11 protein-coding genes are annotated in these 12,913 nt (G+C 64.6%); 4 read left to right on the top strand and 7 right to left on the bottom strand.

All coding sequences use genetic code 11. The features are described from left to right. Positions 1-3: 3 nt before the first annotated feature. The 5 genes from LC060_RS09605 to LC060_RS09625 are packed head-to-tail and all read right to left on the bottom strand — an operon-like array spanning position 4 to position 5,030. Entirely contained in the window at positions 4-774 is a 771-nt protein-coding gene (locus LC060_RS09605) for an enoyl-CoA hydratase/isomerase family protein (RefSeq protein ID WP_226634945.1), read from the bottom strand. Further along, on the bottom strand, positions 771-1,895 hold the full coding sequence (locus LC060_RS09610; protein ID WP_226634947.1) for an extracellular solute-binding protein: 1,125 nt from the start codon (positions 1,893-1,895) through the stop codon (positions 771-773). The genes LC060_RS09605 and LC060_RS09610 overlap by 4 nt, the downstream gene beginning before the upstream one ends. Beyond that, on the bottom strand, positions 1,892-3,082 hold the full coding sequence (locus LC060_RS09615; protein WP_226634949.1) for a CaiB/BaiF CoA transferase family protein: 1,191 nt from the start codon (positions 3,080-3,082) through the stop codon (positions 1,892-1,894). The genes LC060_RS09610 and LC060_RS09615 overlap by 4 nt, the downstream gene beginning before the upstream one ends. A 14-nt stretch (positions 3,083-3,096) precedes the next feature. Further along, positions 3,097-3,855, bottom strand: coding sequence for an SDR family NAD(P)-dependent oxidoreductase (locus LC060_RS09620; RefSeq protein WP_226634952.1), 759 nt, complete (start codon positions 3,853-3,855; stop codon positions 3,097-3,099). Beyond that, positions 3,852-5,030, bottom strand: coding sequence for an aldose 1-epimerase family protein (locus LC060_RS09625; RefSeq protein WP_226634954.1), 1,179 nt, complete (start codon positions 5,028-5,030; stop codon positions 3,852-3,854). Before LC060_RS09625 ends, LC060_RS09620 begins: the two co-directional genes overlap by 4 nt. A gap of 73 nt (positions 5,031-5,103) precedes the next feature. Here LC060_RS09625 and LC060_RS09630 point away from each other — a divergent pair, with 73 nt between their 5' ends. Continuing rightward, a complete protein-coding gene (locus LC060_RS09630) occupies positions 5,104-5,463 on the top strand; it encodes an L-rhamnose mutarotase (protein WP_039390622.1) in 360 nt (119 codons plus the stop codon). Positions 5,464-5,498: 35 nt separating this feature from the next. On the opposite strand, the gene LC060_RS09635 is transcribed toward LC060_RS09630, so the two are convergent. Continuing rightward, entirely contained in the window at positions 5,499-6,278 is a 780-nt protein-coding gene (locus tag LC060_RS09635) for a FadR/GntR family transcriptional regulator (protein WP_226634956.1), read from the bottom strand. Positions 6,279-6,410: 132 nt separating this feature from the next. On the opposite strand from LC060_RS09635, the gene LC060_RS09640 reads away from it, so the two are divergent. The 3 genes from LC060_RS09640 to LC060_RS09650 all read left to right on the top strand — a co-directional run bounded on the left by LC060_RS09640 (position 6,411) and on the right by LC060_RS09650 (position 11,708). Continuing rightward, positions 6,411-7,580: a mandelate racemase/muconate lactonizing enzyme family protein gene (locus tag LC060_RS09640; protein ID WP_039390620.1), complete on the top strand. Its 1,170-nt coding sequence runs from the start codon at positions 6,411-6,413 to the stop codon at positions 7,578-7,580. 8 nt (positions 7,581-7,588) lie between these two features. Continuing rightward, positions 7,589-8,851: an MFS transporter gene (locus tag LC060_RS09645; RefSeq protein ID WP_226634958.1), complete on the top strand. Its 1,263-nt coding sequence runs from the start codon at positions 7,589-7,591 to the stop codon at positions 8,849-8,851. Positions 8,852-8,951: 100 nt separating this feature from the next. Beyond that, the gene (locus tag LC060_RS09650) at positions 8,952-11,708 is read left to right on the top strand and encodes a TonB-dependent receptor (protein WP_226634960.1); all 2,757 of its coding nucleotides are present in this window, start codon (positions 8,952-8,954) and stop codon (positions 11,706-11,708) included. A 54-nt stretch (positions 11,709-11,762) separates the two neighbouring features. On the opposite strand, the gene LC060_RS09655 is transcribed toward LC060_RS09650, so the two are convergent. Then, a complete protein-coding gene (locus tag LC060_RS09655) occupies positions 11,763-12,785 on the bottom strand; it encodes a 3',5'-cyclic-nucleotide phosphodiesterase (protein WP_226634962.1) in 1,023 nt (340 codons plus the stop codon). Between the last annotated feature and the right edge of the window lie 128 nt (positions 12,786-12,913).

Here is a 12,913-nt window from a genome sequence, read left to right on the forward strand (position 1 = left end):
GGTTCAGCGTCTCCTGAATTCGGGGGCACGACGCTCGGCAAAGGCCATGCGTCCTTCGGCCGCGTCCTCGGTGGCAAAGCAGATGGCCTGGAGATCGCGCTCGTATTCGACGGCTTTCTCGTAGGGCATCTGGTGCGCCGCGCGCAGGTTCAGCTTGGCCGTCTCCGCTGCGATAGGCGCGCGCTGCGCAATCTGCGCCGCGATCTCGCAGGCGCGAGGCATCAGCTCCTCGGGCGCGGTGACCTCGCTGACGAGCCCCCAGGACAGCGCCTGAGGCGCCTCGACCATCTCTCCCGTAAGGAGCATCAGGGCGGCGTTCGACATGCCCACCGACTGAGCGAGCCCCACCGCCATGCCGCCGCCCCCGATCCAGCCCAGCTTGATCTCGGGCGCGGCAAAGCGAGCACTGGCAGAGGCGATGCGGATATCGCAGGCCAACGCGGTCTCCAGCCCGCCACCAAGCGCATAGCCGTTGATTGCCGCGATGACCGGCTTGCGGCAGGCGCGAAGGGCATCGCAATAGTCCGCGCGGTTGCGAAAGTCCCAGGGTGTTGCATAGGCATCGAGCGTGGAGATGTCCGAGCCGGCGCTGAACGCCCTGGGCCCCGCCCCGGTGACGATAAGGCAGCGCACATCGTCGGTGGAATTGCAGGTCGCGACCGCGTCGACCAGCGCCTTCGCCATGTCCGGGGTCATCGCGTTGAGCTTGTCGGGGCGATCGAGCGTGATCGTGGCGATATGGTCGGCGATCTCGAAGCTCAGATGGGCGCTCATGTCTCGGTTCCTTCTTCGTAGTAGCGGGCAAACGCGGCTTCGAGTGCCGCGAGAACGGGCTCGGCGGCTTCGCCTGTCAGGAGCCCTTCGCGCAGACGCTGCGCAATCTCGGTCTGAAAGGCGATGGCACCGGCGTGCCGGGGGCGTAGCGCGGCGCCTTCCAGCGTCGCGCGCGTTGCGCTGTAGAAATGCCCGGCCGCAGCATCGCATGCGGCGTCGCACCACGCCGCATGCAGAGCCGGTTGCCCGGCATGTGCGGGAATGAAGCTGCACTGCGCCTCGCTCGACATGAGCCAGCGCAAGTGCCGTCGGAGCGCTGGGGTTATAGGCGCCCAGCGCGAGACCGCGATCCCCGTCCCTCCCAGAATTGAACCGATTCCGGCGGGGCCGCGCGGCGCATCGGAAAAGACGACCTGGCCGCTCGCCGCGTAGTTCACGTAGCCGTAGACAAGCGGAACAAGCGCCAGATCCGCGCCTGCGGCAAGGGCGTGAAGCAGCGCGATCGGGTTGTGACCTGCGTAGTCGCGCGTGGCCTGTGTGGTGAGAGCCTGCATGACGGCGTAAGCCTCGCGCCCCGCCTCAGGCGTGACGAAGCGTCCCTTGGGCCGGGTTCGTCCCTGGAAGGCTGCCGCGACGGACTGGAAAGTCAGCGCTGCATGCGGACCGGACAGCGACAGAGCGACCCGCCGCTTGTCCGCCAGTGCCAGTACGTCGTCCCAGGTGCGGGGGGGCTCCTCTACCACGCCGGGGGCGAAGGCCATGACCTGGCTTGCCGCGTCGAGTGGAAGGGCCCAGTGTGCACCATCAAAGGCGTAGCTGGCCATCGAAGGGCCGATGGTCTCGCGCGCCAGCGTCGAGACTTCGGCCATACCCAGAACGTCTTCCATTGGCCGAAGACAGTCGGTGGCCAGTGCCTCGCCGATGTGGGGATGGTCGAGCACAATAAGGTCGTGGCGCGCGGCAAGCTCGGCGATCGGGTGGGATTCGAAGCCTTCGAGCGGATGCCGCTCCCAGTGCAGCGACATTCCATGCCCCGGCGCCACCTGCGCAGCGGCGGCATCGAGCGCCGCATAGCCGCGCGGGTGATCCCAGGTCAGGCCAAGGTAGCTGGGGGTATTCATGCGTGCTGGCGCACCACGCCCGATTCGATCAGCTGCGCGATTTCCTCCTCGCTGCGCCCGGTCTCACCCAGGACGTCGCGGCTGTGCTCGCCCACCAGCGGTGCGCCGCGCGTGATTGCGCAGGGCGTAGCGGAAAAACGGATGGGAAAGCCCGGCACCTTTACATGGCCTTCGGTGGGGTGTTCGTACTCCACGAACGTGCCGTTGTGCTTGATCTGAGGATCCTCGAGAAGATCGGCGTAGCCATAGACGGGGCCGCACCAGATGTCGGCCGCGCGAAATCTGGCAAGCCAGTGCTGAGTGCTGGCCGTGACGAGATGCTCGCGCACACGAGCGAAAATGGCGTCGCGCTGGGTCCAGCCATCGCGCTCTTCCTCCAGCTCGGCAAAGAACGGATCGTCGAGCTCGCGGGCCAGCACCTTAAGCGGCGCCATTGCCAGTGTCATGTACCCATCGCTGGTCGCGAAGACGCCATAGGGCGCGCGGATATAGCTATGGGCATGTGGTTCAGCCGAGCGGGACTGGGCCTTGTGCCCCACGGTGAAGACGGACAGCTCCTGCATCTGGATGGTAGTGATCGCATCGAGCATATTGACCTGGACCAGCTGCCCCTCGCCAGTCCGTTCCCGGTGGAAGAGAGCGGCCAGCGCGCCTTCGAAGGCGTTGTAGGCTGCCACCGCATCGACAAGGTACTGCCCCGCCGGACTGGGCGGGGTGCCCTCGACGCCGGTCGAGAGCATGGCTCCGGACATGCCCTGCAGCAGCAGGTCCTGGCCCGGCAGGTTGCGATAGGGACCATCCTCGCCGTAGCCCGACATCGAGATGTAGATGAGGCGCGGGTTTATCGCGCGAAGCGTGGCGTAATCGACGCCCAGACGCTCGGCGACACCGGGCCTGTAGTTCTGGAGAAACACGTCCGCGTCCTTCACCAGGTCCAGCAGCACCGCCTTGCCCTCAGGCGACTTGAGATCGATCGCAAGCGAGCGCTTGTTGCGATTGAGTGAGAGAAACGAGACGTTGATACGGTTGCCCTGCGCCCCCCCGGCAGAAGCATGGCGCTGCCATTCGCCACTGGTCGGCTCGACCTTGACGACATCCGCGCCCATGTCGCCAAGCCTTTGCGCGGCGAATGGACCGGCCATCGCTATGGAGCAGTCGAGTACCCGGATTCCTTTGAGAATTGTCATGTGCTTGGTGCCCTTCAGGACATGGTCCAACCGCCGTTGACGTGCAGCGTCTGGCCCGTGATGAAACCCGCCTCTTCGGCGGCGAAGAAACCGATGGCGTGGGCGATGTCGCCGGCGCGGCCACGCCGCTTGATCGCCTGCGCTTCGAGGACCATCGCCTCGTAGCCAGCCGGATCGGGGTGTATCTTTTCCGCATCGGTCGGGAAGGCACCCGGCGCGATGGCGTTGACAGTAATCCCCCATGCCCCGAACTCGCGCGCCCAGGCACGGGTCAGGCCGATCAGCGCCCCCTTGGACGCCACGTAGGGAGCAAGGTTCGCCCAGCCCCCCGAAATGGTGATGGAGGAGATGTTGATGATCCGCCCGAAGCCCTTCGCGCGCATGCCCGGAAGGGCGCGCTGTACGGCCACGAACCCGGCATCGACGTTGATCCGCTGCACATACTGGTACTCCTCGATTGAGAAGTCCTCGAAGGGTTTGGAGGGATAGATGGCCGCATTGTTAATGACGACATCGATGCCGCCGAAGCGTTCGACGAAACCGTCGAGGGCGCCCTCCAGACCATCGAGATCAGCAAGGTCGCAGCGCGACACCGTCAACGTGCCTGCACCCGGTCCATGTCCCTGTTCTTGCGCGGCAGCCTCGAGCACAGCGATCTTGGCCACGTCGTTGTCGAGCGCGATGACATTCGCCCCGCGGTCAAGGAGGTGCAGACTGGTCGCGAGCCCGAGCCCCCCGGCCGCGCCGGTGTAGAGTACAGTGCGCCCCCTCATACCACACCTCCCAAGGCCGGAAAATCACCGGTCGGCGCCGGATAGTCCTCGGCAGGCTGGCGCGCGCTGGCCTCGATCCGCGTGATCGCCGCAGCGACCGCATCGGCATCGGGCAGGACACGCAGGACGGTCTCGTAGAGTCGTTCCTCGCCATGTTCGAGTTCGATCAACTCACCCCGCTGGCGGGCGAAGTCCTTGCCATGGACGTGGTTGGTCGAAGGCTCGATCCCCACCGCATAGTGCCCGGCATGCAAATTCTGCCACTCGAACATGCAGGGGAACTGGTCCTTGCGAGTAACCACGGCGAAGCCGAGACCGATCCGCTCGTTGACGATGGCCACCTCGACGCGCCCCTGTGAATCAGCTGCCATGTCGTGCTGCCAGACCTGTTCGTGGAAGTTAACGATGGGCGCGGGCAGTGTGCGATAGCCGACCCCCTGTCCTCCATAGTCCCCGGCATGGGACGCCCAAAGCACCTCGCGCACGGGTGCCACGTAGCGCGCGCCTTCGGCGACGACGGGGTGGCCGACGTTGATGTGGTAACAGAACATGTGCGGCGTCGTGTAGAAGCCGTGGTTGACCACCCGGTCGTTCAGCCGGATCTCGTCGCTGCCCATGTCAGCCTCGATCCGCCGGACGAGATACAGATCCTCGCCGAAAACCGTCGCCTGGCGCACGATACCTTCGGCCCAGAACGTGCAGACATCCCCGTTCCAGCTTTCTCCGTAGCCGGTCAGTTGCGCCGGGATCGTCCCGATCCGCCCATGCAGCGAGGAAGCGACCTTCTCGCGCGGGCCGTAATGATAGTGATGGGCCGTATCCTCGTGCATGAACAGGATATGGTCGAGCCCGCAGGTCACGTTCAGCCCGGACATTGCCCGGAACCATCCAAGCCCGCCCTCGCCTTCGTACTCGTGCAACGCGGGATGGCGGAAGCCAGAGGGCGAGTGCCAGCCGATCGCCCGACCTGCGTGCTCACACTCGGCGATGTCCATTGCGCGGTCCACCATCACGGTGAAGCGCAGACCCGTGCCGGTGCGGAACTCCAGCATCCTCACCCCCCGTTCGGCCCCATCGGCCAGCGTCATGAGGCGTACGCCCGCAAACTGCGAAAGCGATCCGGTGTGCGCCGCAAGGTGCCTTCGCGGCACCTGGGCCCCGTACAACCAGGCCATTCCTGCTCCCTTCATCTTGTAAGATGTATGATGAATACGTAGGAAGGATAGACGCGTCAACAGGGAGAGTTCAATGACCGCCATCACCCGCCGCTGCTTCGCCGTCGACCTCATCGACGAGCCGGAGATGATCGCGCGCTATCGCGCCTGGCACGCGCCCGGTGGTCCGCCCGCCGCCGTCACGCAGGCGATTCGCAACGACGGCGTGCGTGACCTCCAGATCTGGCAGGTCGCCGATCGAATGTTCATGATCATGGAACAGGATGCCGCGCTGGCGCGGGACGATGCCGGAAAGGCCGCACGCGACGCCGCCAATCCCGACGTCCAGGCCTGGAACGCGCTGATGGCACAGTTCCAGCGGGCATTGCCCTCCGCTCCGGACCGGACATGGGTGGAGATGGAGCGGATCTACGCCCTTGCCGAACAAACGTGAACGCGTATCGGCCCGTCGGGCGCGAGGGTGCCGCGCTAAGCCGTGACGGAGGTGGTCCCATCCGAAGCGCGGCGCTTCGCCCAGGAACTTTCGATATGCTCCTTCATGGCGCGGCTGGCGAGATCCGGATCGCGCGCGGCGATCGCATCGTAGATACGGCGATGAGCCTTCTGCGTCTCGCGCACGTGCGCGACGCTGAGCCGTCCAGCATAGCCGTGGTTGTTGAGTGCGCGCGACTGGACCCGGTCAATAATGGCCTTGCTCAGCCGGTCGCCGGACATGCGCATGATAACGTCGTGGAAGAGGACATCTTCCTGAACATAGGCGGCGGGCATCTCGACGAGGCTCTCCAGTTTCCCGATCTGCGTTTCGAGTTCGGCCAAGTCCTCGGGCGTGGCCTTGCGCGCGGCCTTGGCCGCCATCGCCCCTTCAAGCGAGGCCCGAATCTCGGACAGGTTGTCGAGATAGAGAAGCCCATCACTCCGGCGGAACAGCGCGGCCAGGATCATCGGATCGAGCAGGTTCCAATTGGACTGCTCACACACGATCGTACCGCGCCCCTGCCGCGAGACGACCAGCCCCTTCTCGGTCAGTGCGGTCGTCGCCTCGCGCACCACGGTACGGCTGACCTCGAAGCGGTCGCAGAGCATGTTCTCGGGCGGCAGCGCGGTCCCGGTCGGGTAGACTTCCGTCACGATCGCGTTGACCAGTTCCTCGACCACGGCAACCGCAAGCCTGGGCCGGCGCCGTGGAGGGACGCTCACCGGGCGGTCGCTGCTAACCTTGTCCTGCATCTTGCTACGTGCTCGCTTCAACTCTGGATCCTGGACGCGCGCGGCGCCCTGGAAACGCTGACCCGACCGGGAAAGATTCGTCAAGGCTTGCAAAGCTTGATAGATCATACATAATACGAATTATCAATGATGCCATGGGCAGAGGATGCGTAGATGAAGATCACCGGCTATCGAAGCCTTGTCGCCTTACATGACTGGGGCCGCCCGGTCGGGGACGTGAATGGGCTTGTGCCATCGGGGATCACCGAAGTGCCGATCCTCCTTCTCGAAACCGATGGCGGCCTCACCGGCATCGGGCTTGGCGCCCACGCCGAGATCGACCGCGTGTTCCCGGCCGTGGACGGCGCCGATCCGCGCGCAGTGGCAACGCTCTATGACGCGATGCTGGCCCATGTCTTCAAGAGCGGCCATGCCGGCACGACCTTTGGCACCATCGCCGCGCTTGACATGGCCTTGTGGGATCTCAAGGCGAAGATGGCAGACGAACCGCTATGGCGCACACTCGGAGCCGGAAACCGCTTCGTGCATGGCTATGCCTCGGGACTGTGCTACGGCCTCGATGACGCCGCGTTCGCAGCCCACTACAACCGCTGGGCGGACTTGGGCTTCACCGCGGCCAAGGTAAAGGGGGGGCGCGATCTCGACCGAGACATCGCCCGCCTCGAAATTGTACGCACGATCCTGGAGCGCAACAGTCCCCGCCCGGCCCTGATGCTCGATGTCAACGAGGCCTGGAATTGCAAGCAGGCGCTGCGCCATCTTGCCGAGATCGAGAGGCGGGTGGACCTGACCTGGATCGAGGAGCCGGTTCGACGGTGGGATGCAGCGGGCCTCGCTCGCATTGCGGCCTGCGCCCGCACGGCGGTCGCGACCGGCGAGAACCTTACCGGGATCGAGCAATTCACCCCCCTTTTCGACCAGCGCGCGGTAGATATCGTGCAGACCGGAAGCTGCTGGGGCATCACCCATTTCCTACGCGTGGCGATGGCTGCGCACGCGCGTGGGCTCCCGGTATCGCCGGTCGCCTACAACGCCAATCCGCTGGCCCATGCCGCGGTCGCCGTACCGAACATGATCGGGCTGGAGATTCAGGACTTTTCCTTTCCCGAAGGTCTCGACGTCGATCAGGAGATCGGCGACGGCGGGCTCGTGCTGGGGGACCGGTCGGGCCTGGGCATCGAGATCGACGAGAGCCGTATCGCCGAGCGCGCAAGCGCGCTGGGCTGGAACGTGCGCGGGGGCCCGCATCGCCGGGCCGAACGCACCGGACTGTGTCTTGCCCCAACCACCGAACCCACGTCCGCTGCGCGGGGGGAAGGATGAAACACGATATGTCCTTTACACCGGGACCTGGCCGGACAGCATGGGTCGGTGGCGCGCAGCGCTGGCGCCTGCAACTGTCGCTGATGGTCAACTTCTTCCTGCTTATGGCCCTCTACAGCGGGGTCCTGGGCGTGCTTCTGCCCAACCAGATTGCCGAGATCTCGCCCGCGTCGAAGGAGAATAACCTGGCGATCCTCTTCGCGATCACCTCGGTCTTCTCCACATTGACCACGCCCATCGCCGGTGCGCTTTCGGATCGGACGCGGACCCGCTGGGGCCGTCGGACCCCCTGGATGGCCCTGGGATCGGTTATCGGCTCGGCGTGCCTTTTCGGCATTTCCGGGGTGACGGGATTCGTCTCGCTGATCGTGCTGTGGGTCATGGCCTCGGTCGCCTACAATTCGGTGCAACCGGCCATGACCACTCTCATCGCGGACCGCTTCGCTCCCGAAACGCGCGGCGCAGTCTCGGGTATCGTAGGGGCGGGCATGACCGCAGGGCTGACCGCCGGAACCGTCGTTGCGGGCTATCTCGCCGGCGAACGCGTGCTGGCCTATGGCCTCTTTGCGGGTGCCATCGCGGTCTCGTGCCTGGTCTTCGTGCTGATCAACCGCGAGCCGCCCAGCGACCGGATGCCGCGCCGTCCCATCCATTGGGGGACCTTCTTCAAGAGCTTCTGGATCAGCCCGCGTGCCCACCCGGATTTTGCCTGGGCCTTCGCCAGTCGCTTCACGATCTATATGGGCTATCAGGCCATCGCCGCCTACCTTCTCTATATCCTACGCGACTACATCGGACTGGAAGACGCGGCCTCGAACCGAGCGATAGCGAACATGGCGATGGTGACGCTCGTGTGCCTGGTGGTGTCCTCGCTGACCTCGGGCTGGCTCTCGGACCGCTGGCAGCGGCGCAAGCCCTTCGTCGTTGCCGGAAGCCTGATCATGGGGGCCGCCATGCTCGCTCCGCTCCTCCATCCGACGATGACGGGCATGTGGATCTACGCCGCGATCATCGGGGTTGGCTACGGCATGTTCATGTCGATCGACATGGCCCTCATGACCCAGGTCCTGCCCGAGGCCGCGCTGGGCGACGAGGGTAAGGACCTCGGCGTGCTGACCACGGCCGTCAACATCCCGCAGATCATCAGCCCTGTCATGGCCGCCGTGCTGCTCGGGATTTTTTCCGGTGATTACAGGGCTATTTTCGTAACCGCCATCATCTTCGTATTCGGCTCGGCGCTGTGCGTCCTGCCCATTCGCTCAGTCCGCTAAGCTACAAATCTCACGCCAAAAGCGTAATACATATGATGTATGTTGACTCTCCGCAAAGGAGGCGTAATTACATCGAACAATAAATAAGGGAGAGTTGAGAATGCCCACTCAGGGAAGGTTTCGTCGCGCGGGGCCGACCGCGCTGCTATGCTCGGCCGCCATTCTTGCCCTGGCCACAGCGCCCCAGGCCCTTGCCCAGGAGGCCGCGGACGACGGGGCCGACCAGGGAAGCGAGTTGAGCGCAGCTGATGCCGAGGCCGTGATCATCGTCAGCGGCATCCGCGCCAGCCAGCGCGCGGCCATCGATATCAAGCGCGATGCGGTGTCTGTGGTCGATTCCATCGTGGCCGAGGATCTCGGCAAGTTGCCCGACCAGAACGTCGCCGAATCCCTCCAGCGTATCGCGGGCGTCACCATCGAGCGCAACCGCGGCGAGGGACGCTACATCACGGTGCGCGGCTTCGGACCCAAGTTCAACGCGGTAACGGTCAACGGCCGCACGCTTGCCACGGATAACAACGGGCGCGAATTCTCGTTCGACGTTCTGCCCTCCGAAATCATCTCGGGCGCCGATGTCTACAAGTCCCCGCAGGCCAACGTGAACGGTGCATCGATCGGCGCAACCGTCGATGTCCATACCCTGCGCGCGATCGACCAGTCCGAAGCCTTCGCCTTCAGCGCGTCGGCCGGACAGATGTGGGCGGAGATCGCCGACAAGTTCAACCCGGAAGTCTCGGGCGTCCTGTCATGGCGCAATGCGGACAGCACGCTGGGGATCTCGCTCTCGGGCGTCTATACCAAGCGTGACACCCGCAACGACGAATTCACCATCGGCGCGGGCCATGTCCGCCGCTCCAGTTCCGATTCCTACTATGATGCCAACGGCGTACCGGGCGGACGCCTAGGCCCGGACGTTGCCCCTTTCAGCAATGTCTCGATGCCCTCGAACCTCTCGCCGTTCTTCTTCGAGCGCAGTCTGGAGCGCTATGGCTTCTCGGGCGCGCTTCAGTTCCGGCCGACCGATACGCTTACGATCTCGCTCGACGGGATCTATTCCAAGGCCGACTTCACCGAACAGCAGACCGGCCTTGCCTACGACTTTTCGGGCGGAAGCCTGGTCGAGCAGATCGTCGAGGACGGCGAGGCCGTGTATCAGCGTTACGAGAACGGCTTTGTCGACCAGATCGTCCAGTACGACCACCGCGACGTGCTCACCACCCAGTTCGGTGCCAATGTCGAGTGGATACCGACCGACCGGCTTAAGTTGAACCTCGATGTCTCGCGCTCCAAGGCTGAGCGGCGGGGTAAGGAAGATGGCCTGTTCACCACCATCCGTCGCAAGGGCATGGACATGTGGTTCGACCGCCGGGGCGGCAGCCCGATCTACCAGTACGGTTTTTCGAACCCCGCCTACCCCAACGCGGCGACCAACCCGCAAGGGATTACCGCCCATTATTACACCTGGGGCGCGACCAACGACGTCGACGACAAGATCAGCGAATACCGCTTCGATTCCGAGTGGGAGGCGACCGACGAGCTGACACTCTTCTTCGGCGGCATGTACGCGCAGCGGACCAAGACCCTGACCGGGGACGAAATGCCCTTCGACCAGCAATGCGCCTATTGCGGTTCGGACCGCGTACTCCCGACCAGCCTGTTCCGCCCCACGGGGCGCGACTTTTTCCAAGGCTCAGGCCCGGACGCCATAGTGCGCGACTGGGTAATCTACAGCCCGCAGGAGATGATCGGCGTCATCGATACCTTCGCCCGGGAGGACGGCATCGCCTTCGCGCCCGCGGTCTATTCCCCGGCGGTCTCCTCGATCGTCGATGAAAAGGTAAAGATCGGCTACGTCATGGCTAATTACCGTACAATGCTGGGCGGCATGCCGCTCACCATCAATGCGGGCCTACGCTACGAGGGCACCTCCTACACCTCGGACGGAGCATCGCGCACGATCATCAGTGCGCGCCCCAATGGCCAGGGGCAGAACATCATCGAGGTCTCCGATATCGTGCCGGTCGGCTTCAAGGGGCAATACCATGACTGGCTGCCTTCGCTGAATATCAAGCTGGAACCGACCCCGGACCTGATCCTGCGCGTCTCGGCCTCCAAGGTGATGACCCGGCCGACTCTGACCGATCTCTCGCCCCGCCAGACGATCCAGACCAATCCGGGCAACGAGACCATCAGCCGCGGCAACCCCGACCTTGATCCCTTCCGCGCCAAGCAAGTCGAAGTGGGGGCCGAATGGTACTTCGCGGACAGTTCACTGCTGTCGTTCGCGGCTTTCTACAAGAAGATAGATTCCTTCGTGACGCTGGTGACCACCCCCCAACTGGTCGACGAGGTGACGTTCCAGGTGACCGTGCCAGACAATGGCCAGGGGGCGACGGTAAAGGGCTTCGAACTGGGCTACCGTCAGGCCTTCACCGGCCTGCCCTCGCCGCTCGACGGTCTGGGCGTCCAGACCAGCTTCAACTACACCGAATCCAACGCCAACTACACGAACGCGGTTGCAGGCGTCTCCTACGGGCTGGAAGGCCTATCCAAGACCTCCTATAGCCTCGTCGGCTTTTACGAAAAGTACGGCATCCAGGCGCGTGTCGCCTACACTTGGCGCGACAACTTCCTGCAGGTGGCCTCAGGCCGCAACGGCGAGCCGGAGTACTTTGACGCCTACGGCCAGCTCGACGCGGGTCTCTCCTACGAGGTAACGCCGCGCTTCACTGTCTTCTTGGACGCGATCAACCTCAACGATGCAAAGGAGTTCATCTATTCGGTGAGCCAGGACCGCACCAAAGAGTACCGCCGTACCGGGCGCCGCTTCTCGGGCGGTGTCCGGTTCCGCTTCTGACCCGCGCGGGCCTTGATGGCGGCCCATGGAGAACCTTGCTCCATGGGCCGTTGCTCAAAATGTGAGGCGCTCGCCCTGACGTGCGATCCAGAACCGCACGGGTAGCGTCCGGCTCTCCTCCAACTCGCGAGCGATGGTCTGGACCGCAGGTTCCCTGGCCAGGGCGAGCGATGGTTTGATGTGCCCGATGACCACATTCAGCCCGCGCAGGGCGTCGGTGTCGCCAACATGCCCGGCGAGGCGTTCCAGTTCGCGGTTGAGCCAACGCGGGGTAAGATGCCCGAAGAGCTCTTCGTCCCTCCGCGCATTGGTATAGGACGTCTCCACCAGGATGGCCCGCAGATGCCCGGCCCGGACAAGCGGGGCAACGGCCTGCCAAAGTTGGTCGAGCCGGTCACTGCCTTCCACTGCATCGGGCCCCGTGTCCCCCATGCACAGGATCGCGTCCGGCCCGCTCTGGACCAGGAAGGCGGTGGATAGCACGCCCCCGTGCGCGAGCGGAAAGGCGCGCAGGGCAAGATCCGTTCCCTCCACCTCCTGCGCGCGGCTCCCGGGCGACAGGTCGCGGTAGGTGTAGCGTCCCAGTTGCGGTGCCGCGCCCCTGTCGCCCATGTTGGGCCAGGCGCTCCAGTTGAAATAGTCCTGAGCCAGCGCGTCATTGACCGGCCCGAGTGCAAAGATCGGCTTGGCGCTGTCGTCGGGCGAGGCCATCACCATGCCCGCCACGTGATCGAGATGCGCATGGGTGATCGCATAGGCGCGGATACGTTCGTGCAGGATGGTCCCGTCGTCCTCGCCCTTAGGAAAGGCCCCGTGCTCACGCCCGGCGCGAATGCCCGGAACCAGTGTTCCGGCATCGCAGGCCAGCCCGGTCTTCGCCGCGTGCGCCGCCAGATACCAGGCCGTGGTGGCCCCTTCCACAAGCCCGCCTTCGACCCCGAGCGGGACAATATCGAATGCAGCGCTCCGCGCAGGCACGGCCATCCCCGGGCTCGCCAGCGCCCACACCGCCAGCCCGGCCAGAGGCCCCCGCCACGCCCGCCTCCCGGCTTTTCCTTCCATCCCGAATGCCGGCATGGCGTGTCTCCTCCTGGCGCTGAGAGCCATCGTGGCTCAGGTACGCGAAACTGTCACGAAGCCCTCATAATAGCCGCATTTACATATATTTAAACCAGTCCTTGCAGGGGCCGCATTCCCTGCGGGGT

This window comes from Novosphingobium profundi, from assembly GCF_020524485.1.
Taxonomy (GTDB): Bacteria; Pseudomonadota; Alphaproteobacteria; order Sphingomonadales; family Sphingomonadaceae; genus Novosphingobium; species Novosphingobium profundi_A.

Excerpts from the sequence above, each read along its gene's own strand:
- LC060_RS09605 (WP_226634945.1), bottom strand. The coding sequence starts at position 774 with ATGAGCGCCCATCTGAGCTTCGAGATCGCCGACCATATCGCCACGATC.
- LC060_RS09610 (WP_226634947.1), bottom strand. The coding sequence starts at position 1,895 with ATGAATACCCCCAGCTACCTTGGCCTGACCTGGGATCACCCGCGCGGC.
- LC060_RS09615 (WP_226634949.1), bottom strand. The coding sequence starts at position 3,082 with ATGACAATTCTCAAAGGAATCCGGGTACTCGACTGCTCCATAGCGATG.
- LC060_RS09620 (WP_226634952.1), bottom strand. The coding sequence starts at position 3,855 with ATGAGGGGGCGCACTGTACTCTACACCGGCGCGGCCGGGGGGCTCGGG.
- LC060_RS09625 (WP_226634954.1), bottom strand. The coding sequence starts at position 5,030 with ATGGCCTGGTTGTACGGGGCCCAGGTGCCGCGAAGGCACCTTGCGGCG.
- LC060_RS09630 (WP_039390622.1), top strand. The coding sequence starts at position 5,104 with ATGACCGCCATCACCCGCCGCTGCTTCGCCGTCGACCTCATCGACGAG.
- LC060_RS09640 (WP_039390620.1), top strand. The coding sequence starts at position 6,411 with ATGAAGATCACCGGCTATCGAAGCCTTGTCGCCTTACATGACTGGGGC.
- LC060_RS09645 (WP_226634958.1), top strand. The coding sequence starts at position 7,589 with ATGTCCTTTACACCGGGACCTGGCCGGACAGCATGGGTCGGTGGCGCG.
- LC060_RS09650 (WP_226634960.1), top strand. The coding sequence starts at position 8,952 with ATGCCCACTCAGGGAAGGTTTCGTCGCGCGGGGCCGACCGCGCTGCTA.
- LC060_RS09655 (WP_226634962.1), bottom strand. The coding sequence starts at position 12,785 with ATGCCGGCATTCGGGATGGAAGGAAAAGCCGGGAGGCGGGCGTGGCGG.